This window comes from uncultured Fibrobacter sp. (assembly GCF_947166265.1).
Classification (GTDB): domain Bacteria; phylum Fibrobacterota; class Fibrobacteria; order Fibrobacterales; family Fibrobacteraceae; genus Fibrobacter.
Map to the genome: position 1 here is coordinate 15,571 of NZ_CAMVDO010000019.1, position 23,672 is coordinate 39,242.

The 23,672-nt window shown below is 49.8% G+C and carries 18 protein-coding genes; 9 read left to right on the forward strand and 9 right to left on the reverse strand.

Annotation, left to right across the window (positions count from 1 at the left end; genetic code table 11):
* Positions 1–220 precede the first annotated feature (220 nt).
* The 3 genes from Q0W37_RS10180 to Q0W37_RS10190 all read left to right on the forward strand — a co-directional run bounded on the left by Q0W37_RS10180 (position 221) and on the right by Q0W37_RS10190 (position 3,491).
* Positions 221–385, forward strand: a complete 165-nt coding sequence (locus tag Q0W37_RS10180) for a hypothetical protein (protein WP_297701264.1) — start codon at positions 221–223, stop codon at positions 383–385.
* A gap of 202 nt (positions 386–587) precedes the next feature.
* Positions 588–1,844, forward strand: a complete 1,257-nt coding sequence (locus Q0W37_RS10185) for an ATP-binding protein (protein WP_297701266.1) — start codon at positions 588–590, stop codon at positions 1,842–1,844.
* Between the two features lie 369 nt (positions 1,845–2,213).
* Positions 2,214–3,491, forward strand: a complete 1,278-nt coding sequence (locus Q0W37_RS10190; RefSeq protein ID WP_297701268.1) for an SGNH/GDSL hydrolase family protein — start codon at positions 2,214–2,216, stop codon at positions 3,489–3,491.
* A gap of 46 nt (positions 3,492–3,537) precedes the next feature.
* Here Q0W37_RS10190 and Q0W37_RS10195 read toward each other — a convergent pair whose 3' ends face one another.
* The 3 genes from Q0W37_RS10195 to Q0W37_RS10205 all read right to left on the reverse strand — a co-directional run bounded on the left by Q0W37_RS10195 (position 3,538) and on the right by Q0W37_RS10205 (position 8,585).
* Positions 3,538–5,298, reverse strand: a complete 1,761-nt coding sequence (locus Q0W37_RS10195; protein ID WP_297701270.1) for a hypothetical protein — start codon at positions 5,296–5,298, stop codon at positions 3,538–3,540.
* Positions 5,299–5,374: 76 nt separating this feature from the next.
* Positions 5,375–6,853, reverse strand: coding sequence for a carboxylesterase family protein (locus Q0W37_RS10200; protein WP_297701272.1), 1,479 nt, complete (start codon positions 6,851–6,853; stop codon positions 5,375–5,377).
* Positions 6,854–6,989: 136 nt separating this feature from the next.
* Entirely contained in the window at positions 6,990–8,585 is a 1,596-nt protein-coding gene (locus tag Q0W37_RS10205) for a glycosyl hydrolase family 5 (protein ID WP_297701274.1), read from the reverse strand.
* Between the two features lie 199 nt (positions 8,586–8,784).
* On the opposite strand from Q0W37_RS10205, the gene Q0W37_RS10210 reads away from it, so the two are divergent.
* The 4 genes from Q0W37_RS10210 to Q0W37_RS10225 all read left to right on the forward strand — a co-directional run bounded on the left by Q0W37_RS10210 (position 8,785) and on the right by Q0W37_RS10225 (position 14,339).
* Complete coding sequence (locus Q0W37_RS10210; RefSeq protein ID WP_297701276.1) at positions 8,785–9,240, forward strand: hypothetical protein; 456 nt, start codon at positions 8,785–8,787, stop codon at positions 9,238–9,240.
* A gap of 15 nt (positions 9,241–9,255) precedes the next feature.
* Positions 9,256–13,176, forward strand: coding sequence for a hypothetical protein (locus Q0W37_RS10215; RefSeq protein ID WP_297701278.1), 3,921 nt, complete (start codon positions 9,256–9,258; stop codon positions 13,174–13,176).
* A gap of 124 nt (positions 13,177–13,300) precedes the next feature.
* A complete protein-coding gene (locus Q0W37_RS10220) occupies positions 13,301–13,705 on the forward strand; it encodes a hypothetical protein (RefSeq protein WP_297701280.1) in 405 nt (134 codons plus the stop codon).
* Positions 13,706–13,811: 106 nt separating this feature from the next.
* Positions 13,812–14,339 carry a hypothetical protein gene (locus Q0W37_RS10225; RefSeq protein ID WP_297701282.1) on the forward strand — a complete coding sequence of 176 codons (528 nt, stop codon included), beginning with the start codon at positions 13,812–13,814 and terminating at the stop codon, positions 14,337–14,339.
* A gap of 510 nt (positions 14,340–14,849) precedes the next feature.
* Here Q0W37_RS10225 and purM read toward each other — a convergent pair.
* The 3 genes from purM to Q0W37_RS10240 are packed head-to-tail and all read right to left on the reverse strand — an operon-like array spanning position 14,850 to position 18,116.
* Positions 14,850–15,875, reverse strand: a complete 1,026-nt coding sequence (gene purM / locus Q0W37_RS10230) for a phosphoribosylformylglycinamidine cyclo-ligase (protein ID WP_297701284.1) — start codon at positions 15,873–15,875, stop codon at positions 14,850–14,852.
* Positions 15,876–15,911: 36 nt separating this feature from the next.
* Complete coding sequence (locus Q0W37_RS10235; RefSeq protein ID WP_297701286.1) at positions 15,912–16,709, reverse strand: cyclic nucleotide-binding domain-containing protein; 798 nt, start codon at positions 16,707–16,709, stop codon at positions 15,912–15,914.
* A gap of 3 nt (positions 16,710–16,712) precedes the next feature.
* Complete coding sequence (locus tag Q0W37_RS10240) at positions 16,713–18,116, reverse strand: ABC transporter substrate-binding protein (protein WP_297701288.1); 1,404 nt, start codon at positions 18,114–18,116, stop codon at positions 16,713–16,715.
* A 118-nt stretch (positions 18,117–18,234) separates the two neighbouring features.
* On the opposite strand from Q0W37_RS10240, the gene Q0W37_RS10245 reads away from it, so the two are divergent.
* A complete protein-coding gene (locus Q0W37_RS10245; RefSeq protein WP_297701290.1) occupies positions 18,235–19,140 on the forward strand; it encodes a hypothetical protein in 906 nt (301 codons plus the stop codon).
* Between the two features lie 258 nt (positions 19,141–19,398).
* Here Q0W37_RS10245 and Q0W37_RS10250 read toward each other — a convergent pair whose 3' ends face one another.
* On the reverse strand, positions 19,399–20,061 hold the full coding sequence (locus tag Q0W37_RS10250; protein WP_297701291.1) for an NYN domain-containing protein: 663 nt from the start codon (positions 20,059–20,061) through the stop codon (positions 19,399–19,401).
* Positions 20,062–20,172: 111 nt separating this feature from the next.
* A complete protein-coding gene (locus tag Q0W37_RS10255) occupies positions 20,173–21,093 on the reverse strand; it encodes a hypothetical protein (protein ID WP_297701293.1) in 921 nt (306 codons plus the stop codon).
* 479 nt (positions 21,094–21,572) lie between these two features.
* Between Q0W37_RS10255 and Q0W37_RS10260 the strand changes: the two genes are divergently transcribed.
* Complete coding sequence (locus tag Q0W37_RS10260; protein ID WP_297701295.1) at positions 21,573–21,791, forward strand: hypothetical protein; 219 nt, start codon at positions 21,573–21,575, stop codon at positions 21,789–21,791.
* A gap of 86 nt (positions 21,792–21,877) precedes the next feature.
* Here the strand turns inward: Q0W37_RS10260 and Q0W37_RS10265 are convergent, their stop codons facing one another.
* Entirely contained in the window at positions 21,878–23,671 is a 1,794-nt protein-coding gene (locus Q0W37_RS10265) for a penicillin-binding protein activator (protein ID WP_297701297.1), read from the reverse strand.
* Position 23,672: the final 1 nt, after the last annotated feature.

A 23,672-nucleotide genomic window follows, 5' to 3' on the forward strand; every position in this document is an offset into this window, starting at 1 on the left:
CCCCGTTCAAGGGAACGGACTATTCACAAATATATATTTCATTTTCGGCAATAAACTGTCAAATTTCAAGAAAAATAGAGACTTTTTCTTGAAAAAAATATTTTCATCTACCCCTTGACAAGTAGTGCTCAAAAGTGTAGTTTTATAGTGGAGTTTTAACAAAGTATTCTGCGTCTCGGCTTAAATGCCATATCTGCTTGTACGCAGAAAGGAGCACAAAATGTACAGTACTGCCAATGGCACAGTTACCGACGCCGAAGCCGCCGAAATTGATTCCCTCAACAACGAAATCTGGAAAAACTTCTGGAGCATCCCCCGCGAAAAGCGAACCAAGGCCGACTGGGAAAAGCTGCTCGATATACAAATATTGGTGAAAAAACAATAAAATGCTGTTTTTAGCGAAATTTTGCCAAATACGCATAAAACATCGTCAAATTCGTAGCATTTTTTAGAAAAAGATTGTCAAATTCGTGGCATTTTTGTATATTGATATCGTCAAATTCGTGGCAAAATGAGGTCAAAACATGCTGAAGCGAAAGTTCACAGAGACCCTAAAACAGTGGAAAAACACCAAAAAAAGGGAATGTTTGCTCGTAAATGGGGCTCGCCAGGTCGGCAAGACCTTTATTATAGATGTTTTTGGCCGCGAAAATTACAAAAGCTACATCTATCTAAACCTATTCAAGAACCCCGAATACAAGCAGATTTTCGAAGGGGAGCTTGAGCCCGCCGAGATATACAAGCGCATATCGCTGCTCGTCAAGAATGTCAAGTTCATCGAGGGCAACACACTCATCTTTATCGACGAAATCCAGGCCTGCAGCAAGGCGCGAACGGCACTCAAGTTCCTCGCCATGGACGACAAGTACGACATTATCGCATCTGGGTCATTGCTTGGGCTGCATTACAACAAACTGAGCCAAGAGAAAGCGGACGAGATTTCCATTCCTGTCGGTTTCGAGCACGAAGTCGAAATGCACTCTCTTGATTTCGAGGAATTCCTTTGGGCGACAGGCGTAAGTGAGGGGACCATCGAAAACCTTAAGGAATATTACGAACAAAAAAAAGCCCTGCCCGACACCATCAAGGATTTATACCAAAACAAACTCCGCGAATACCTAGTGGTGGGAGGCATGCCCGCCGTAGTAAACGCTTTCGTTGAAACGTCAAATTTTCAGGAAGCGTTCAAGGTACAACAGAAAATTTTCAAGGCCTACGAAGACGACATCCAGCACTACGCGACCAACACGGAAAGGCCTAAAATTCGTGCCTGCTATTATTCGATTCCCCGTCAGCTAGCAAAGGAATATTCAAAATTCCAATACAAGACGGTCGAAAAAAACGGCAGCGCTAAAAAATACGGCAACGCTTTGGATTGGTTGGTCGATGCGGGCTTGATTAAGCTGGTACACAATGTAAGCCTGCCCGAAATGCCGCTCAAGGCTTATGAGCAGCCGGAAAATTTCAAGGTTTATGTCACCGACATCGGCCTTGCGACACACCAGTTCGGTTTCGAGACACAGTCGGCTCTTTTGCGTAAGGACCTGAAGGGCCATGCCAAGGGCGGCATTTACGAAAATCTGATTTTCGACATTCTACACAAGCGCGGGCTTGCACTAAACTATTACAAGAACGGCGAGAACACGCAAGAAATAGAATTCGTATTTGAAAATTCTGGCAAAGTCATCCCTGTGGAAGTCAAATCAAAAAACGGGCAAACTACATCGATGAACGAATTTGTCAAAAAATACAATCCAACGCTTGCAATAAAGCTTATTGATGGGAATGTCGGTGTAGACGGCAACAAAGTAAGCCTGCCGCAGTTCATGGCTATGTTTTTGTAGCAACCAACCTCTGTGCAGAGAAACAGACTTACTCCGGGTGGTACGCCAGCCTTCTAGAGGGCGCCCGACGTGTCGCAAAAAGACGTGGACCACATAGGGACTCTGCAACTCAAGCCCCTGTATATGCTACCGTTTGCATTAGAAGATCTGTAGCCCCCCCCCCTCACCCAAGCACTTTTGTAAAATTCATCACGTGTTTACGCGTGTAACATTATTCCTTGCTTACATTGTAGCTTTTGCGGTTCCATAAATGTATTTTAGGGGCATGGGTTCAAATGAAGTACGTATCATCAAGCAAATTGTGCTGCTGATTGCCGTTGCGGTAACGCTCGGATTTATTTACGGTTAGCAATTGCTATAATTGGACGCATGTCCGAGAAATTTTCGAAATGGGTGGCTTGCTGGGGCAACGCCACCTCTATTACAGACCGCAAAGAAGCCACTTACGCCAAAGATTTGACGCTGCGTTACCCGATTCGCGCGTGTTTTTCGGGGAACAAGCTGCGGTTCCACTTTTCGAATCTCACCGGCACGGAAGCCGTCACCATCAGCAAGGCGTATGTCGCGCATTCCATGCCGCGCCCATCTGATTCCTCCGCGCATCCCTCGGTACAGCCCGCCGCACTTGCTACTGGCGCCGCGCAGTCCTCGCAGAATTCAGCAGCTTGTGAGCAGTCCCCGCAGCATCCCGCCGATGCATCGAGCTGCGTTACATACTCGCCGATTCCCATCACGTTCGGCGGCCGCACTTCCGCTGCAATCCCCGCGGGTGAAGAAATCCTGAGCGACGAAATCGCATTCGATGTTGTCGCAGGCGAAACGTTCGATGTCAGCCTCTACTTCGCAGATTTCACACAAATGAACGCGGGTACGGCTATCACGGGGCCGCTTTCGGGCGGCAAGTACAGCTACGGGAATTTCGCGAAGTCTGCAACCCTCCCCGACGACTTAACGCGCAACACGAACTGGATTTATTTTCTCAACACCATCGACATTTTCACCGAAGAAAAGAACTTCGCGCTGGTGTGTTTCGGCGATTCCATCACGGCGCAGGACTGGCCGGATTACCTCACGCTGCGTTGTGCACGCGAAGGGTTCAACAATGTCGCCATCATCCGCCGCGCGGTTAGCGGCACACGCATTCTCCGCGAATACAGTTGCATCACCTACGCAGCCTACGGTCTCAAGGGAGCTACCCGCTTCCCCATCGAAATGAATGTCGCAGGCGCCCGGAGCGTCATCGTGCAGCACGGCATCAACGACATCATCCATCCGGTCGGTGTCGAGGTCAACAAGTTCCGCCCCTGGAGCGACATGCCCACTGCAGACGACCTCATCAACGGCGTACGTTCCCTCTATATCACGCATGTGCGCAAGCTCGGCCTCAAGGTTTATAGCGGCACACTGCTGCCGATTTACGGCTGGCGCACCTACAACGAAAACCGCGACATCATCCGCGTGGCATTCAACGAATGGCTCCGCAGCGCTCCCGATTTCGACGGTTGCGTAGATTTTGACAAGGCAGTCCGCGGCCATGACAATCCGAAGGCGTTTGCCGCCGGATTCGACTCGGGCGATCACTTGCACCCAAGCGCCAAGGCGTACGAGGCCATGGCCGAATGTGTTCCCGAAGAACTGCTCCGCTAGATTCCTAAATCAGGCGGCATTTTCCGCCGCTACTCGTTTCCTGTCGCTACTTTTTGCGAATGACCGTCAGCAGGCGCTTCGCTCGGGTCGCCCCTACGAGCAAGAGGCGCTTCCAGTCTTCGCGGCGGCTTGTCTCGGTGGGTTCTTCCACGTCGACCAAAATAACCGCCATCGCGTCGAGGCCCTTGATTCTATAGGCGCTCACGATATTTACTTTGTCCTTAATCAGCTTCTTGCCACCGACCTTGTTCCAGGCGAAACGGGCATCAGCGATATCCTTGAGTCCCGAATTCCTTTCGCTGCGCATCGACACCACAAGCACATCCGATTCCTTCAGTTCGTACTTGCGTACAAGTTCCTCGTAGCATTTCACCAAAAGACTTTCCTGCTCCGAGGCGTCCCTGTAGCGGACTTCCTTCACAGAATACCCCTGGAGCGTATTCTCGTAGCATTGCAGCCTTATATTCGTGTTCTTGTAGATCCATTCGAGAATTCGCTTGGTGTTGCGGAAACCGCGTTTCAAGACCATCACGGGCATCGCCTTCACCTGGGCATTCTCGATACCGTCCCGGCTTGCATAAAGTCGCTGCGCCGGATCGTAAAAGACGCGCACAAAGCCATGGTCCTTGTCGCGCAACAGGTCGATTAGCGTATCCACCCAATCGCTCGCAAAGTCCTGCGCCTCGTCAATAATCACCGCGTCGTAGAACATCTTTTCGCGGAGCTTCTTGTCCTTACGCATTTTCGCCTGCGCCTCGCTAAACGCCTGCGGCAGTTCCTTGTCGTAATACAGGGACTTGTCGGCGCCCATTTTCGGCAGATTCTTTACCGCCTTCGCATATTTCTTACACCAGTCGGCATACACAAAGACCTCTATCCGGCCAAAACCTACGCCACCGTCGCGCCCGTATTTTGCGATAACCGCCTCGCGTTCCTTCGCAAGCGCCGTCTCCACGTCTTCACGGAGTTCTTCGGCAAGCAGGTCGTTATAGCAGGCAATGGCGACGTTCTTTCCGACTCTCGAAAGGCCCAGGGCCTCCCACACGACCATACGCGACTTTCCGGAACCTGCCACGCCTTCTATACGCACACGGGCGTTACGGGATATGGAATCCATCATCATCTGCTGCATCTCGGTGGCCTGTTCGGCGTAGTAGTTTTCTTCGCGCAAAAGGTCCGCGGCACTCATCATCTCGCCCACGCCGTCAAAGAAATTGTACAGCGAAAAAAGCGCATCGCTATCGAGCGTGTCGTTCGCGTAAGGGGCTCCGTTATACGCCTCGGCCCCCGACATCAGAATCTCGATCAGGCGGCTTTCGAACTTTTTCACATTCTGCATGTCGGTTTTCAAAAGGGCACGCTTTCTCGGAATTTCAGACAACGGAATCCCTTCCATATTTTCCATATCGCTAAAGCATACGGCCCACTGCACACGCACCCTGTAAAAGTCCTTGTTCAAGGGCACCTTAAGCAGCACTTTGAAATACTCGTGCAACGGCGAAATCAGCGTCGCCACCTGTTCATGCGGCCCCCTTATAACATTACCATTCTGTAGCCACACGCATCCACCGTCTTTATGTCGACGCGCTTCGATCTTCCCGGACTTGCATTCCACAATGAGCATACCGTATTCACGGTGATACACGACAGCGTCGGCTTCGCGAAGGACACCGCCATTGTCCGTTTCGAAGGTCCACTTCCTGTTCATCCATACCTGCCAATCGTCCCCCAGCAACTTGGCAATACGCGAAAAATCGACTTCGGCGCGCGAACGATTCCCCGGAACGACATCTACACGAACGGTCATAAAAACTCCTTTTTAGTACAATATATAAAACCCCGCGAAATAGTTCGCGGGGCTCAGTTTCTTTTTAAAGCCTACGTTACTTCCGCACGACTATCCGGCGGGCAGCTTCGCCCTGCACACGCAGGTAGTAAACGCCGCTGTTCATGCCGTCGAAGGCAACGGTCTCACCCATGGAGGCACGGCCCGAAAGCATACGGTTACCCTTCAGGTCAAACACGGCATACCCCAGGTTATCGCCACTGACAACGGTAAAGCTCAGGTTGCCTTCACCCATCGTGATCTTGGAAGGATTAACCATAGCGAGCATCGGGATCGAAGTAGGATCTTTTCCCGGCGCCACAAGGGAATCGATCGCAAGCTTGTACAAGAAATCAAACACCCTATTCTGTACGGAATCCGCGAATACGATTTCCTTCTTGTCCTTACCGGTACGTGTACTATTGTAGAACTCGTGTTTCAGATCATAGCCCAGCGGGCTGTAGAATTCATGATAGACTTCCTGCTCTGTCAGGATGGAATCAATGATATAGCTTCCGTAAAGTGTCGGGGTATGAATTGCGAAATGGAGGGCATCTGCAATCATGCTGTACTGTTCGGGAACCTTCTCGCGAACAATGGCATCCGCATCTTCCATCGCAAAACCCACCTTATAGGGCAGCACGTCGTCGGCTTCGCCATGGGCAAGGAACACGGGAACCTTGGAGTTCTTCACGATTTCTGTGTCATGGATGGCACCCCAAAGGGCAACCACTCCGTTTGCAACACCGCTCACCCCCTGCTCACCGAATTCATCGACAGCACCAAGCGAAAGCGTATCATAGATAAACGTCGTTTCTTCTTCGCTCCAAGTTCTGGTGTACATCTCAAAGTTCGAGTCGTCAAGATAGCTAGGGTAATCCTTCCTTTCGATTCCATAGATGTTTTCAAGTCCAAGCATGGCACCGGCGCTGTTTCCAAGCACGTAAATCTTGTCGGGGTCGATTTTCAGCGTCTTCGCGTTTGTACGCAAGTAGCGGATGGCAGCACTCAAATCCTGCACGCTCCTATAGACGGTACGGGCAAAGTCCACGCTGTCAATCGTATAGACAGTCTGGTCATTCTCCTCGTCCCTGATGTTCTGCAGAACAGCACCCTGGCGGTATTCCAGCGAGGCCGTCACGAATCCTCGGGCGGCAAGCGAATCCGCGTAGGTCACGGATTTCTGGTCCCTGTCACTCTTATGGCCCGCAACAAACGCACCACCGTGGCATATCAGTACCACCGGCCTCTTTTTCGCTTTGTCGCTCTTCGGCTGGTAAATATCCATCAGCAACGGTTCGTAAGCGATTTTTTCATCCTGATAGAAATACATCATCGGTTCGACGCCCGCCATTTGCATCATCGAGCTAAGGACGTGAAAGTTCGTCGTATCCAGGAACGGCACACTGTCGACGACTGTCACCGTCGTAGGTTCGCCCACCTTGAACATGCGGTCCTTGTAACGTACGCCATCCGCGAAAGCAGAAACAGCACAGGCGGCACCTAAAAGCGCCAGTAGGTATTTTTTGGTATTCATAGACACCTCGGATTGAATTTCCTCATTCTTTGTAAACTAAATTTAACTTGTTTGTATCAAAAAGTCAAGCACCCCACAAAAAAATGTCCCCGCGAATTGCGGGAACATTCACAGTTTATCCAAGAAATTCTATCGACTAGCGCTTGCAGGCGCCCTTGGCAGCCATTTCTTCCGTGCAGTCACAGCCCTTTTCGGTGCAATCGAGAGTTTCCAGTTCATCGCCGGCCTTGTACGTGGACCAGTCGGTGTGCCATGCATAGTTGTTGCTCTTGGTCGTGTTGATTCTTGTCAGGTAGTGGTCAAGCAGGTACTGCGGGCATTCCACTTCTTCCCAGTGGTAGGTCGGGTTGTCCGCCGCCATGTACCAGTCCGCAAACCAGTGGCAACCGCGCAGCAAGTTGGGGAACCCTGCGCTGCCGAATGCGGCATCGCACATGTCCCTCACGCATTCCTGATACTTTTCAAGCGTATTGTCGTAACCGAGCTTGCTCTGGCATTCGGTAAGGAATCCGCCAAAACCCGCGCCCCAGTTGATACTCGCTCCATTCACCTGGGTCGAGAGGGCATCGAAGGCGCCCACGCCACCACCCGGAACCATCAGGTCGAACTGGCCGTTTTCCACGTCGTGACCGATGTTTGATGTCATCACGACAATGTGCTTGCCCTTGAGCGCCTTATGCGTTGCCTTCGGAGCATTGTTACCGCTAGCGTCCTTGAAGCTTCCGTCATACTGCAGGTGGAAGCACTTACCGCAAGTCGTCTGGGAACCGGGGCCTGCCACGTAGGCGTAAGAGAGCGAATCGTTCACGGCGATAGGCGCCATGTCCGTACAAGTGAATACGCCCTTTTCCTTGGCTTCGCCACAAGCACTGTTCGTGCCTTCGTAACCAAACCAGTACTGCTGAACGGCGTGACCGAGCGTAAACGTCGGAACTTCGACATCGTGAATGTTGCAGTTACGGGCAGTCGTCATGCCCTTCTCGTAAGATTCCTGCGTCGTGGTATCGGTCTTGCCTTCTTCACCGTTGCTAATCCAGGAGCAGTGCGGCTTACAGGCATCCCAGTAGCGGCTGTTCCAGCCCTTGTTGCCGTTGCTCAGAATATCCTTGGTGTATTCCGGAGAAGGTGCTCCGTAAGATTCGAGAGTCGGGAAACCGTCGGGACCGAGTTCAGGGTCCGGGTTGCTCGCGCTGCTTTCCGCCGGATTCGAATCTGCGCTGGAGTTCGGATCGACTGGGCCCTCGCCAGCCGAAGAAGTCGGATTGTTCGGATCTTCCGGATTGGTGGAAGCAGAACTCATGACAATCACCTCGCCCGTACCGGGATCGACCGTGGCATTCGCCTTACAGGCGGTAAGGGCGTTCAGATCCACACCGTTGAACACAGGCGTGCCATCCGCCGTCATAATGACGCCTTCGGCAAAGGTTGCAACCTGATTTCCTGCGGCATCGGTAACGTTTCCATCGGCATAAATCACCCAGTAGCCGTTTCCAGTATCAAAGAGATGCGCATCCGCAGTCGTCAAAACTTCGCCGCAAGGCCCCGCTTCCGGAGCCGTACCCGCAGACGAGCCTGCATTGGAATCCGAACTTGCCGTATCAACGCCAGGTTCGACACTGGCAGAGGATTCCCCCTGGTCATTCGTCGAATTCGATGCGGAATCGTCGCCGCATGCGCAGATCATCGCAAACGCACCCACGGCAACCATCGTCTTGAACAGTCTATTTTTCATAAAGCCTCTTTTTTTGCGCCAACCCAAACCTTGGCAATTTACAACTTAAAAATAAATTCTCTCGCGTGAATTTCAAAGTAAAAACAGGTTACAAATTCATTAAATGTTCTCTAGATGTACACAAGCAGAATGTTACAATAAAATTACACACTCAAAAATCGTTTTTATGCTAAATTACTTGTCAATAAAGGTGCATTATATGAAAAACATCATTTTCTTCATTTTCGTTTTTTTGGGGACTTCCCTTGCGGGCGAATTCTATTGTAACGATGGCAAAACAGATAAATATGGAATTCCAGAGACATCCTGCAAGGCTATTTCCAGTAATTTTAATTTTGGCTTGTTGCAATCCGTCGATGGTCACACGAATTACTATTTCATTGATTTTGCCGACATCTTTTTCACAATAGGAAATGAACACAGCGTTCAGCTAAGGTATATCATAAACTCAAACGAGCTAAACTATAATGCTATCCAGGCTTTAACACAAACCGCCTTCGCAACAAACGCGAGCTTGTCCGTTATCTTCAAGAGCCCTTACCTCTCTCAAAACCTTACAACACCAGGTCCATACGGAAGAAATCTGTGCTACCGTTATGCGGGGGAAGGTTCGAGTATGGTCTGCCATATTGATGCAATGACTATATTGCGCTAATATGTAGGGGCAAAGATGAAAAAAATTATATGGGCTGTTTTCATCTTCGCGATTTTGGTCAATGCAAAGTCTCTTTTGCTGCCATTCAACGAACCTGTCTACACGAAACTAGAACCAGGGGATGTCGTTCAGATAGAAGATTTTCCCTCGCAGTGGGGGTACAATCGTGTAGTTCTCGGAATACAGTCTTCCGGGGGCGAGTTTCTTGAAGGCTTTCTTGTCAAAGAAAACTGCTTGCATACATTGGTGGGATACTATCAACAGGTTGATTTTTACTATGATGGTGAGAATATATTTCTAAGATATTTGGGGAATTCCGCTAAATATGTAACATTGCAGTGGTGGCTAGACTATTCTGTTGTAACAAGCCAATGCCGAGAGCTCTCCATTTACACGTCAACAATCTTTGGTAGTAATGGCGATGTTGAAACTGCGTATGCGGCTTATTCGGATTTGGGAGCGATAAACAGCGAATCCATTTTTGAGTCCGCAAACCAAAATGTAAGGATATCCGATTATCCCAGCTGGAAACACAATACCCTTTTTGTGCAGATAGAGTCGAAAGATGGTAAACCTCTGGATGGATATGTCTATATCGGTAGGGAGTCGCTAAAAATCAATGGGTTTTCTCTGGCGCTTCCTTTAAGTCGCCGCTCCTTTTTACCGGCGACCTTTCAGGTATCGTTTCCGTCAGTACGCAAGTTTTCCATAAAATGGTGGGCAGAATACAGGGAACCGCAAGATTTTACTGTCACCAGGCAAATATCCTACAATCAGGGGCAGGATTCTGTTTATTGCGAGTACGGTTTCACTGGGGCAAGACGGGGAACAGTACGGTTAAAGTATTCCACTGACGATTTTATTGATGGAGAACCGCCCGTTTATATCGCAAAATCGACATTGAACGGCCCCGCGCTTGAACAGACTAAAAGTCTCCATCATGTCGGGCGCATATATGACATTCATGCAAACCTTTCGAGCAACAAGAAGGTAACCGTAGTTCTCCCGTTGGAGATTAATCGAGTCAAACTAAATGAGATTACCATATACCATGAGCAAAATGGCTTTGTTGAACAGATTCGACCGGATAGTGTCGTAAATGGCTTTATCTATTTTCAGACAAACTCTTTTTGTGATTTTTGGGATGCAGTTGCCAAAATTGGCAAAAAATATCTTGATGGACCATTCGATTCTGGCGAGGCCGTGGTAGACGGAGTGGCTTCCATCGGTGAAACAATTGTTGACGGCATACAGTATGTAAATGACAAGTTGGAAAGCGCCTACAGATGGCTAGAAGACGTCGGCTGTAACGTATTCGATCCCGCAGTATGGAACAAACTTTTCAATGATGACCTAGGAGGCTTTTCGACAGATAACTGGGACCTTCCGGAAGGTATAATGCCTGATGGCAATTACAAAAGTTTCAATCCGGCCTTGTTTGACGTTCTTAAAATTACCTCAACGCAACCCCTGAACATCATTGACGACGATATGTCCGATATGACACGGCTAGATTACACACGGAAAAATCTAGACATTATGCTATCCGAATTGGTGAATCGAAAGATGAATGCCGATGTAGAGAACCGTTTTTACGCGGACGGAAGGATCTATCTGGGCGATAAGAACCTAGACAGTTCCTATTATATAATGAACCTGATGGCAGTCTCTACGGCATTGACAAAATACGCCTTCGACATGGTGAGAATGGTAAACGACTGTTATGGAGCAATAAACTCGAACACCTTGGCAACATTTTACAATGAAACAAAGGCTTTGTTTACGGGGCATTCTTCGGCCGAACGGATGTGCCGAAATATTTTCGAAGGTTTCGGAATAGTTGAAAATAAGCAGGACAACCTAAACTGCCGTCTGGACTTACTCAAGATGCTTACGCAGTGTGTTCAAGAAGACGATGCGTACCTATCTGCATTCAAGAAAAATCGAGATGAACTCATTCTAAAAACGACAGATGTACTAGCTCGTGTAGCATTACTCGCCTACTATGACAAAACCTTACGGGAAAATTTGAAGACATGGTTTAACCAAACATATAAAAGCTTGTCCGTAATGATGGAAATGATGGGGCCGCTGATGCTTTACAATAATATCGCAATCAAGGCCGAGGCAGCTATGGCACTGTATGAATATGTCTATTGGGGAACATCAACCCACCTTGAACGGATGAAGATTGGGATGGAAACCCATTATGGCGATAAGGGCGGCTTTTCCGAAGGCATGGGTTATTTGCAGTATATAAACGAGGATGTTCCCTATCTGATGGTAGCGTTGAAAAAGGCTCATGCGCAAAAGAGGGAATCTTTTAAACTCCCAACCAAGTTTAAAAGGTCTGGGTATCATCTGATGAAAATGGCCCGCAACATCCGCGCCAAGAAAGAGGAAAAATACATTATTCGGGTCCCCGTAGAAATAGATGACGGATGTACCTACACCCCCGAATATGCGGTATGGGGAACACTGACAAACGATGTGAAATTTTTCCAGATGGCTCGGAAATATCTAATGGAAGACACGACATCGTATTTGGGGTATCGAAACGATTTAGTTCAAAACTATCAAAGCCAAAATAAACCTATTCCTTCTGAAATGGAAATCCAGGATATGTATTATCGAGTTTTCATAGAAAACTCAAAAAAATATGGAAATCCCCTGGCCGGATCTCCTCTGGTTGCTTTAGGCTATTCAGAATGGAATTATAAAGCCTTGGACGACTTGAATGAAGCCGACGGTGTTTCAGGAGCGTATGAGGACGATGCGGCTATTATAAACTACCGGGATCAAGAGGGCAAAGACTATTCCATTACCCTTGTTGCCGAAAATGGAGACCTGTGGAAAAATGGCCAGGCTCATGATCAGCAGGACAACGTAAGTTTTACTCTGTCCTCTACGAGGGATGGGCATATCGTCCGCGATATGGGGTATGCCGGGTTTGGTGTAGATGGCAATACCCATGGATACAAGGACCATAACGTACTGATGCGGCCAAATTACTCGGAATATAGCGATGGGGCTGGCAATCAATCCCTTAATTATTCAACCCTGGCCAGTCGTGCAGAAAATTACACAGGGCATTATACCGGATTCAATACATACGGTCTTTTGGGATTAGTTTCGAATAAACTTGCTGATTATGGCGTGATGGGGGCTGGCGGTTCTGAAGCCAAGTTAGTCGACTCGTTAAGAGAAGATGGTTTGCTAGGGTATACCGTATACCAAAAGACTTTAGGGAGTGAATTCAGTGATCCTCTAACTCATGAGAACGTACGGGTTGAACCCTTTGAGAATTACCGAACCATCGTCTATTTCGGGAAGACACTCTGGCTTTTTGACCAACCCTCGGACAACAATCTTCTATGGGTAATAAATGGAAGTAACGAAATTGGAAAAATTCAGGGAAGCTATTTTGATGACAAGGCAGATCTCTGGATTGGGAATCAACCAATTCATCGTCTAGGTAGTTGGACAGAGGTTGGAGCCAATCAGAATGGAAAGCGTGCCGACTATTCAGTTAAATCGATATGGGTCAATAGGCAAACTGTCAATCTAAAAAAAATTCAGAACTCAGATTCCAATTCATATGTCCTTCCCATATCAATGCGTTACTCCATTGATTTAAGGCATGAATTTGTATGGGTAATTACAAATCTCAAAGATGTTCAATGCTTTGAAAGAACGGATGGCGACTTGAAACAGCGGGTCATCGTCCCTGCAAGGGGTGTATACTACAGTATTCAGGATGTCTTACCGGACATATCGGAATCGAACAGGAGTACCTATAACGGAATAATGTTTGCAGAGCGCAAGGGAAAGGGGGAGTGGACTGTGTTGGGTGTATTAAATAATGGTGAAAGAATCAATAAGACTACTATCAAGTCGAAATATTTACCGTCAAATTTGATTTTGAGGGCGAGGTAATATGTCATTTATTCGGTATGTTTTCTGTGCTTTTTTGATTGTCTTGATGGCATGCTCTGACGAACCGATCCGAACGGGCCCATTTCATGAGGTGTATCATTGCGACTTAATTGGATATGATTTCATGAATCGTGCTGATTATGATCATTTTTGCACAGAGGATGTTGCTGAATCAAGAAGAATATTAGATTCTATTAGTAAAATTATTGCAAATGAAACATATATAGAAAAAGATTGTAAAATAGATGAAACTCGTTTTTTAAGTAAATTTTGGAAAACATTTGAAACCTTTCAAATTGAAATTTTTAAAACTTCATATTCTATTACAGTAACAGGAGCGAATCATGGTGATTCTTATGTAAAGTGGTATTCCATAGATGTGTTTTCAACATACGAATGCACTGGTTCGCTTGATTCAGAGATAATACAGGTGTTGAAAGAACCTGATTGTAACGATACCATGACAATAAAATTTATCATTGATTTTTTTGACAAGCAGTCAGATGAAAAGTGTATTCAGAGAAAATAGAGGTGTTTGTAGGTAGTTTATTTATAAATGATGGTTGATTGCATCAATAAGGCTACTATCAAGTCAAAATATTTACCGTCGAATTTAGTTTTGAGGGCGAGGTAATATGCCTTTTATTCGGTATGTTTTCTGTGTTTTTTTTATTGTCTTGATGGCTTGCTCCGACGAACCGATCCGAACGGGACCATTTCATGAGGTGTATCATTGCGACTTAACTGGGGATGATTATACGAATCCTGGAGATTATGATTATTTATGCACGGAGGAATTTGCAGAATTATTAAGAGAATATGATTCTATTCAAAAAAATGTTATAGATGAAACATATATAGAAAAAGATTGTAAAATAGATGAAACTCGTTTTTTGAGTAAATTTTGGGAAACGTTTGGAACCTTTCAAATTGAAATTTTTAAAACTTCATATTCTATTACCGTAACAGGAGCGAATCATGGTGATTCTTATGTAAAGGCGTATTCCATAGATGTATTTTCAGCATACGAATGCTCTGGTTCGCTTGATTCAGAGAAAATAGAGGTGTTGAAAGAACCTGATTGTAACGATACCATGACAATAAAATTTATCATTGATTTTTTTGACAAGCAGTCAGATGAAAAGTGTATTCAGAGAAAATAGAGGTGTTTGTAGGTAGTTTATTTATAAATGATGGTTGATTGCATCAATAAGACTACTATCAAGTCGAAATATTTACCGTCAAATTTAGTTTTGAGGGCGAGGTAGAATGTCTTTTATTCGCATTGTTTTCTGTGCTTTTTTTATTGTCTTGATGGCTTGTTCTAAGAGCCTACCAAACAGGACCAGTCGACTCCATTGGCTTTTTTTTATAATATCCGGTGCGAATATTTATAAGTCATATCACATTGAGCATTGTATGGATGGTGATTGTAAGAAATATGAATGCACACATTCACTTGATAAAAATATAGCAGTATTAAAAGAACCTGGTTGTAACGATTCGTTAGCATGCCGTGATGGCTTATTCCAATTCTCTATATGTACACAAAAAGGCCGCGGAGCGGCCTTTTTTAGTTACTAGTTTAAAGTTACTAGTATAAGTTTAATCTAATCACGCCAAAGGCGCCCTAGTAACTAATAACTAGTATCTAGTAACTCCTAATTGCGCAATTAGTCGCGGAACTTCACCTGCTTGGTGCCCTTCACGACTTCGCCGATCTGCACCCACTTTTCGCCCTTGGCTTCGAGGTGAGCGGTGACTTCGGCCTTGTCAGCCGGGTCGATGAAGATAAGCATGCCCATGCCCATGTTGAAGGTCGAGTACATTTCGTCCTTTTCCACGGAGCCGGCCTGCTGGATGAGCTTGAAGATCATCGGAGGATCCCACGTGGTGCGGTCGATAATCACGTCGACATCGTCCGGCAAGATACGCGGAATGTTGCCCTGGTAGCCCGAACCCGTGATGTGGGCGAGGCCCTGGATAATCTTCTTGTTGCAGAGATCGATAAGGCTCGGGTAGTAGCTGCGGTGCGGAGTGGCGAGAGCTTCGCCAATGGACTTGTCCATGCCGTCGACAACGGTGTCGACCTTGTAGCCGGCCACGTCAAAGAGCACCTTACGGGCGAGCGAATAACCGTTTGTATGCAAACCGGTAGACGGGAGACCGAGAATGATGGTACCCGGCTTGATCTTCTTGCCGTCGATGATGTTTTCGCGTTCCACGACACCCACGATGGTACCGGAAATGTCGTAGTCACCCGGACCGTAGAAGCCCGGCATTTCAGCGGTTTCGCCACCGATCAGAACGAGGTCGTTTTCGCGGCAGGCCTTGGCCATACCGGCAACGAGCTTGTCCATCACACCCGGTTCCAGGCGGCCGGTAGCCACGTAGTCCAGGAAGAACAGCGGACGTGCGCCCTGAACGAGAATGTCATCGCAGCAGTGGTTCACAATGTCCTGACCCGGGAGTTCGTGCGTGCCCATTTCGATGTCGACCTTGAGCTTGGTGCCCACGCCGTCAACGGAGCTCACGAGGACAGGGTCCTTCATGCCGAGGTGGTTCAGCGTAAAGAGGCCACCGAAGTTGCCCACGTCGCCCAGAACGCCCTGGTTGAATGTAGTACGTACGGATTTCTTGACACCGACCATCGCCTCGTCGGCGCGTGCCAAGGACACTCCTGCGTCTGCGTAATTCATCTTTTATCCTTTGCCCTAGCGGGCATCTATTCGCCCTTAACGGGCATTTTGTTTTTCATCAATATTTCTGAGCGCATCCAGAATCAGGCTCGTGGTGTCAGACATCTGGTTGATGTTCACAATGTCCGGCATCAGGTGCGTGTCGAGCTTGAAGAGCGTCTCGTCGCCCCACGACAGCATCTTTTCGAGAGCGTCCGGCCCTGCCAGTTTGCCACACTTGGCACAGCAGATTCGGCCTTCCTGGAATGCGATAAATCCCTTTTCGCCGCTGCACTCGAACATGACCGTTCCGGTGATGCGGCTCTTTTCCATCGTCTGCGCAAAGTCGATAAACGGAAGCACCTTGGCAGAGGCCAAAAGCGACAGGCGTTCGAATTCGTCGAAAGCCTTGTTCTTTGCGCGCAGGCGGTCGGCAACCACCTTGTAGAGGTACACCATGATATTCGGGTTCTTGTCCAGGAACTTCACGAATTCCTCGTGCGGAATGTGAAGCACCGTGGCACCGTCTTCGCCCGCGATCACGGTATTGCTCGTCGGCTCGTTACAGATAATGGACATTTCGCCAAAACAGGTGCCTGCATCCAGATTCGCAAGCGTATTGTAGTGACCGTCAGCCAGAAGTTCGCCGCAAATAAGGGCGCGTCCGCTCTGCAACACGCAGAACGAATCACCGATAGAACCGCCATTGATAATGACTTCACCCGGCTCGTACTCACGAATCTGGGCATTCAACAGCAAATAGTCGGCACATTCCCTCGGGACCTGCTGTAAAAAAGGAACCCCGATTTCATAGTTGGCTGCAATCCAATCACCAATACCTGTATGAGTCTTCATATCCTAAAAGATAAAAATATTGTGGTACCAGTCAAATTCCTTCTGGACAGAATCGGCCCCATTTGTTGCATCCTGTATACAGGAACGCAGATTCTGGAGCAATTCGGCAGGGAAGGCGACCGCCGATTCGAAAAAGTCGTTTCCGCCGCCCGGCCCCTTGCGACCGTCGTTCTGGTACACGCGCTTTTCCCTGAACGCCCGGATATACTTGATGCGCGGTTCGGCCATCAGCAATTCCTCTGGAGTCGAGAACATCCCCGGATTCACCCACAGATCGGCGCTATCGGCAATCGCTATGATTTCTTCGAGCGTAAAACGGAGTTCGCGGCTCGTATCCGAAGCCCACAAGTAGCAGCCCCCCGCATCCCTGATGAGTGTCGCCGTCAAGCTGTTGCCGCCCGGAGCATGCCACACCCCACCGTAGCTCATGCCCGCAAGAACGCGAGGACAAGGTTTAGACGAAAGACGAGAGGCGAGAGACGAGAGAGAGTCATCTTGAGCCGAAGCAATCTCTACTTCTGGTTTGTTGGGGGAAGAGTCCCCCTCGCTTTCCTTCGTTGGCTCCGTGACAAAGGTCCCTGAGCCTGCCGAAGGGCCGCTACCCTCTCTAGCGGGGGACACCCCCGCAACGCCCCCGTTAGACGCCTTCAAATACGCATCCTTACTTTGTTCAAAAATCGAGTCGGCAAGCGCTTCCACGCCGAAAAGTTTTCCATACAACTTAATCCATTCGGCCTTCGCGAGTGGCGTCTGTTCCTGCCACTCCGACGTAAGCATCAGCGGAAGTCCCAAGGCGTTCACCCGTTCGTAGTCGTCCAGACCGCCCCCCGTGGCAAAGTCCATCACAAGGCCGGGCGAAAGCGCCACAATCTTTTCGAGCGAAAGCGAGGGGCCGTTCCCGACTTCCGCGACAAGTCCCGACGCGACCTGCGCATAAAGGGCGCTATCCACGAGGTATTTTCCTTCGCCCACCCCGACGATGCGGTCCCGCAGTCCAAGTCGCAACATGTAGCCCACCTGCGCCGACGAAAGCGCCACCACGCGCTCAAGCGGCACCCGCAGCACCGTCGAACCGCGCAAAGCCTCGGGAAGAGCCCCTTCCGTAGCCTTTTTCGAGGAATCCCCAAGCACGGCGCCACGCGGACGCAGCACAAAACGCTTGATCAGGGTGTCGCGCCCCACTATGGAACGGATTTCTACGACGGACTCGCCAAAACGCTTCCCCAGCCACAGGTTCCTACAAAATTCCGTCTCGGAAGATTCCGACTGAACCTCCAAGACCGCCGCTTTTTCGCCCTGTCTTTTGCCCCCGGAATCCCCGCCACAGGCCCAGAAGACCATGGCGCCCAAAAGACCGACGACCGACAAGGAGCACCGAACGACCCTATTTCCACAAAAAATCCACATTCTAGAAACCTAAAAAAGCACGTAAATCGTTGATTTTTAACATCTTATAAAATTTTTTTTGCCAAATTCCCAAAACATAATGTATTTTATATGCCGAATACAAGCAATGGAATCTTTTATGAAAACAAAGATAGCCTCTTTTTTGAGCATCGTGGCTCTTAGCCTGCTCACACTCACCACCGGTGCATTCGCCGACAGCGAAGACGGGTTCTACGAAAAGGACCACGTCCGCGGGTTCATCTCCATTGGCGCGGACTACCGCGGCATGAGCAAGGAATTCAGCAAGTACGTCAACAAGGAAGCCTTCAGGAATTTCGGCCACAAGCACGAAGCCATCGTTCCTAACGCCACCGATCCGACAGCAGAACCGGATACCGTAGACACCTGGTACAAGGGTAACTACAGCTACAGCAAGTTCAACGACTACTACCTCGGGATGATCGTCAACATCGGTGCCCAGTACAAGCAGTTCCTGACCTGGTTCGAACTCAACTTCATGCCGGTGCAGACCTCCGAGCGTAAGGCTTCCAGCTACACGGTGTACAACATCGAAAACGACGGAACGCCTACATCCCTGAACTACCCCCTCTACGACGTGAAATGGTTCTCCTGCGGCGCCGACTGGATGTTCGGCTGGAAAATCTTCGGTGAAAATTCCTTCATCAACCTGATTCCCGCCGTGGGCTTCGGCTTCAGCCTCATCAACTTCCATTTCGCATCCGAATTCACGCTTGAAGAAAGGGGTAACGAAGAACACACGGAACTCGTGCGCGACCGTTACTACAGCAACCTCGCATCGACCATCACGACCGAACTGGAATTCCGCATCGAAGTCGGAAGGCTCGCCCTTGGCGCCTACGGCGGATTCCGCTTCGTACGCTACAACGACCTTTACACGGAAAGCTTCAACATCCACTACGGCGAAGACCAAACCGACAATCCGGGCGACGTCTGGTACCTGGGTGCCCGTGCCACGTGGTACTTCCTCTCCAAGTGGGACAAGAAACAAGCAGACAAACTATAACGACCGTTCGTGCTCATAGCCGCAAGGCAATACGAACGCACTCACTCTCGCAAACACGCCTCGTTAATACGAGGCGTTTATTGCTCACGGACGACCGCTCGCGTCTAATCTACGGGGTTCGCCCCGAATCTCGCAACCGCCCTTAACGAACAACGGCAGGCAGTCCGTTTGAGGCCGGACCGCCCACCGTCGCCTGTGGTCGAGGATCATCGGGCAAAAGGCCTATCGGGCCTTCGCCAAAATCAATTGCATTTTACGCTACGTGCCGCCATGCCACTTGGCCGGCCGCCCCCGCGAAAACGGGTGCTCACACTGAAAGAAAAAGCCACGCGGTCCCTTGTTCGCATTCGGATTCTTATCGACAACCTTTTCCATCGCCACGTAATGGGCGCAAGTCTCCCTGAGGCAGGAATCCGTTTTCCAGTGCACCATGGTTTTTGCCCTGGGGTACTCCAGCTCCCAGCCAAGGAGAAGCGTCGGGACGCCCATCATCCGAAGCCTATCGGGAAGCGGCGCAAACTGCCCCTGCGTACTGAACAGCACCACGCCGTCGAGCTTTCGGTATATCGCAAACAGGAGCGCATCCTCCATCAGCGACATGTTCGGCGAAACGCCGCGTTCGTCGGGAGCCACGCGGTTAAAGTGAACGCGATACCCCGCCGATTCCAGTTCATGTTCAAAGCGGATAGCGCCTTCGTGCTTCTGGATATGGGGGTTCGTGAAGGGGTGGTAGTAATGGGACTCCAGCTCCAGGTCGCGCTCCACCCCGTTCTGAAAATACCGGAGCGCCTGCATCTGCACCCAGGACTTCAGCCCCCTAAAGTCGAGCCTCGAGTGAAACCGGTGATGCACCCGGTAATACTCGTTCACCTTTCTCAGCGTATAGCCGTCCAGGAAAAAGCCTATGCGCAAAGGCTCCATGAATGTACCTCCACAAAAAAAAGACGTGCATATTATTAACACGCTTTTTTCAGGGAGCCACGAGCCTTTTTTGATGTAAAATTTTCAATACAAAGAAAAAGGATGCAAAAACTAGAGCAAATCCCTTTTCTTCAGGTCGTCCATCAGGGATCCCGGCATCCAGCCCCTGAGCGCCTCGTATTTCGGGTCGTCAAGCTTCTTGCGCCACGCCGCGGCCCTTTCCTTGTCGCCCTTGTCGTTGTAGATACGGATCAGGTTCAGCACGGAACACCAGTAGCGGATACTCTTGCCGGTGCGCTCCAGGTAGGAGGCGGCACTCTTCTCGTAAATCTTCGCGGACTCGTCGTAGCGCTTTAAGCGGTAGAGCATATCCGCCTTTATCTGCAACATCACAGGGTGCCCCGGTGCGCGCGAAAGCCCGCGCTCGGCAAGCTTAAGACCCGTCGAAAAGTCTTCCTTGTCGTAGTGCATCCAAATAAGCGGCGTGAGAAACAGCGGCCAGAAACGCTCGGACTTTTTCGAAGCGCTGTCGAGCGTGGCAAGGTAAAGTTCGCGGTTGTCGGACTTGAACGGAACCCAGCTGAAGCTCTTGTCGATGTAGTAGGCGTATATGGCAAAGAAAGCGCGCGCCTCGAGTTCCTCGGATTCCTCGAAAGCCTTCGCCGCAGAACGCGTCGTCATGGCACCCTTCACGGAATGTCCGGTTTCCCCCTGCACAAAGCCGATTTCAAACCGACGCAGGGCATCCCACAGGCCCTCGGTCTCGCATTTCTCGAGTAGCTGGCCCGCCTTCTGCAAGGCCGCCGTATCGCCCTTGTCGTCATAGACGCTGATACGTACAACATTTTCGAGAACACAGCCCGCCGCCTCGTTTACGGAACGCAGCTTCTTCGCATGCTCCAGGGCATCTCCATAGCGAAGCGCCATCGTCGCAGACGTCGCCTTCACCCACAAATCGTTCTGTTCCGCCGGCAGCTTGAGCGAAAGATTCTCGCCCGCCCACAAGACGGAAACCGCAACAGAAAAAATCAAAAATACGCGCAAAAACATCGGGCTAAAGATAGAAAAAATAGCCTCCGCGAAAGCCCCTTATGTTGATAAGTTTTGGATAAATGTCCCCCATAAACACATTATCCACATCGCCAAATGAATCCCCGTGGATAAAAAATTGAACCTACAGGGGGGCAGGGCCTCAACTTTTTTATTCCAAGTTGGAATAATCGGCAGCGACCGTTTCAAGGGCATTTTTTCGTACGCACCGTTTTCGTAACTCGTTGACATTCAAAACGATACCGTTTCAAAATTCAGGATAACGTTGAAAAACGCCCAAAAAACGCAAAATTACGGAATTATGTTTTTTTCGAAACCTTTTGCGAACCATATTGCATGAGCACAAAAAAAATTCTATAACTACAACAGGTAATAAACAATATTTCAACAAATCAACAACTAATCAACATGTAAAAGAACATTTCACCAGTCATAGCGCGAGTTCTCGCAACGGAGGCCCTATGAAGCTCTTCCACAAAACATCAGCCCTGTCATTCTACATGATCCATTCCGGATTCAAGGCTTTCAAGGCCCGGGTCAAGGAGGAACTGGACAGCACGGGTGGCGGAAACCTGGACGACCTTCTGGACGACGAGAAACTCCACGCCTACTACAGGAACGGCGACTCGCCCGACTACGTCGCGGCAAGCCTCTGGAATCCCGCCCTCGAAGAAGACTGAATTTTTAAAAACTCTCTCCTCCTAGAAACAAAAAAATTCCGCAGCGGTGTGCTGCGGAATTTTTTTTAAACCCTTTCGAATAAGCTCTACTTCGCAGGGCAGCCTTCGACAGTTTCGAACTTGCCCTTGTTCACGGTCACGATCTTCGTGTTCGTGTTCATGCCGCGCTTGAACTTGATTTCGCCGTACACGCCCTGGAAATTCGCCGTATTGTTGATGGCGTTCGTCAGGCTGTTCGGCTTTTTAGCAAGCGAACTGAAAACGATATTTGCCGCATCGTAGCTGAGGCCACTTACCTTGTCTTCACCGGGTTCATCGCCCCAGCGTTCCTTGAAGTCACCCACGAACTTCTTCAGGTTCTCGTTGCCTCCGTCCATGTCCATGGCAGGTACGCTGAAATACGAGCTGTCCACCTGGCGCTTGCCCTGAATCAGAAGTTCGCGGCCGTACCAGCCCGAAGCACCGAGCAGGACGCCCGATATCTTGTTGAACGCCACCTGGCCCGCCATAAGGCCCGCATCGCCCGGATTGGTCGCCGGAATAAAGATGCCCGGAATCTCGAACGTGGAATCCTGCATATAGAACTTGCGTTCCTTCGCGTTCACCGCATCGAGGTCGGAGGCGCCCTTGGCGATGTTCCTGCGGCGGTTCAGCTGCTTAAAGCGCACGTCGCGGAGCAGGCTAAATTCGGTCTTGTAGTCGGGGCGGCCTTCTTCGTAGTTGCGGAAAGCGATAACGCTTCCGCCACGGCGTTCCACCGCCGAGGTAAAGCTCTGCGACATCGAGGCGCCGTAACCGCCCAACGGGCTGAGCACCGCGAACTCGCGGATAGAAAGGCACTTGGTTGCAAAGTCGGCAATGCTTTTCGCGAGGTTGTCCATGGTGATGTTCACCTGGAAAATGTTCGGTCCCATCTTGGCGATACCGTCGTCGGTCGCTGTCGGGGTAAGCATCGGGATATTCTGGAAATTGCTGCCAAGCCATGCGGCAACGGTTGCGGCAGGCGCACTCATGATGGGGCCCACAACGGCAACCACGCTATCCTGGTTGATTGCCTGCTGGGTACGGAGAAGCGCCTGGGCGGCATCGGCACGGGTATCGGCCACGCGCAGGTTCACCTTGCCCTTCAGTCCAGCCTTTTCATGGGCGAGAATCACCCCCTGAATGGCTGCGGCACCGAATTCGGCAAAGTCACCCGACAAGGGCGCAAGCACCAGCACCGTAGGCATACCAGCACCCTGGCCCTCCAGGGATTCCAGTCCCTTTTCGGCCGTACTCGAAAGATTTTCGGCAACGCCTCCGGCAATCACCTTCTTGTACCAGTAGCGGGCGGCACGGTAACGCTTGGAGTTCTGGCATTCGCGGCCAATCTGTAGCTGCAGCCAACCAATGATATCCTTGTCGACCGGGTACTTTTCCAACAGCGCCTGCAACTGGTCCGCCGTCATGAGCGAAGCCGCTATCGTCTGGATAGCCACGTCCTTGGTACGGTTTTTAGCGGCGGGGTTCTTGGTGTAGGCCAGAATGCGGAGCATGGCCTCTACACCTTCGTAAACGTTCCCCTGTTCGACCGTCACAATGGCATTCGCAAGCTCCATGCGTTCGCGGTAGGCCGAATTCACGTAGTATTCCAGGAAACGCGACGAAAGCTTAAGGGCGTCGTCACGCTTGTGTTCGCGCAGGTAGCATTCCGTGAGCATGACCGCGGCCTTTTCGCCTGCGGGCTTGCGGAAATTGGACTTGTAGACCTTCGAGAGCGGAGCCACCGCCTCGGCGCACTTGCCGTTCTGGATTAGGGACTTCGCCTGGGCAACTTCATCCTGGGCGAACAAGGCGGTCGCAAGACCCGCGACCAGTACAAGGGGTAAAAGACTTTTCATA

What these genes read in the sequence shown, in the direction of transcription:
- Q0W37_RS10250 (WP_297701291.1), bottom strand. Translation starts at nt 20,061, where the DNA reads ATGGAGCCTTTGCGCATAGGCTTTTTCCTGGACGGCTATACGCTGAGA.
- Q0W37_RS10190 (WP_297701268.1), top strand. Translation starts at nt 2,214, where the DNA reads ATGTCCGAGAAATTTTCGAAATGGGTGGCTTGCTGGGGCAACGCCACC.
- Q0W37_RS10260 (WP_297701295.1), top strand. Translation starts at nt 21,573, where the DNA reads ATGAAGCTCTTCCACAAAACATCAGCCCTGTCATTCTACATGATCCAT.
- Q0W37_RS10265 (WP_297701297.1), bottom strand. Translation starts at nt 23,671, where the DNA reads ATGAAAAGTCTTTTACCCCTTGTACTGGTCGCGGGTCTTGCGACCGCC.
- purM (WP_297701284.1), bottom strand. Translation starts at nt 15,875, where the DNA reads ATGAATTACGCAGACGCAGGAGTGTCCTTGGCACGCGCCGACGAGGCG.
- Q0W37_RS10220 (WP_297701280.1), top strand. Translation starts at nt 13,301, where the DNA reads ATGAATCGTGCTGATTATGATCATTTTTGCACAGAGGATGTTGCTGAA.
- Q0W37_RS10180 (WP_297701264.1), top strand. Translation starts at nt 221, where the DNA reads ATGTACAGTACTGCCAATGGCACAGTTACCGACGCCGAAGCCGCCGAA.
- Q0W37_RS10195 (WP_297701270.1), bottom strand. Translation starts at nt 5,298, where the DNA reads ATGACCGTTCGTGTAGATGTCGTTCCGGGGAATCGTTCGCGCGCCGAA.
- Q0W37_RS10240 (WP_297701288.1), bottom strand. Translation starts at nt 18,116, where the DNA reads ATGTGGATTTTTTGTGGAAATAGGGTCGTTCGGTGCTCCTTGTCGGTC.
- Q0W37_RS10200 (WP_297701272.1), bottom strand. Translation starts at nt 6,853, where the DNA reads ATGAATACCAAAAAATACCTACTGGCGCTTTTAGGTGCCGCCTGTGCT.
- Q0W37_RS10205 (WP_297701274.1), bottom strand. Translation starts at nt 8,585, where the DNA reads ATGAAAAATAGACTGTTCAAGACGATGGTTGCCGTGGGTGCGTTTGCG.
- Q0W37_RS10225 (WP_297701282.1), top strand. Translation starts at nt 13,812, where the DNA reads ATGCCTTTTATTCGGTATGTTTTCTGTGTTTTTTTTATTGTCTTGATG.
- Q0W37_RS10245 (WP_297701290.1), top strand. Translation starts at nt 18,235, where the DNA reads ATGAAAACAAAGATAGCCTCTTTTTTGAGCATCGTGGCTCTTAGCCTG.
- Q0W37_RS10215 (WP_297701278.1), top strand. Translation starts at nt 9,256, where the DNA reads ATGAAAAAAATTATATGGGCTGTTTTCATCTTCGCGATTTTGGTCAAT.
- Q0W37_RS10210 (WP_297701276.1), top strand. Translation starts at nt 8,785, where the DNA reads ATGAAAAACATCATTTTCTTCATTTTCGTTTTTTTGGGGACTTCCCTT.
- Q0W37_RS10235 (WP_297701286.1), bottom strand. Translation starts at nt 16,709, where the DNA reads ATGAAGACTCATACAGGTATTGGTGATTGGATTGCAGCCAACTATGAA.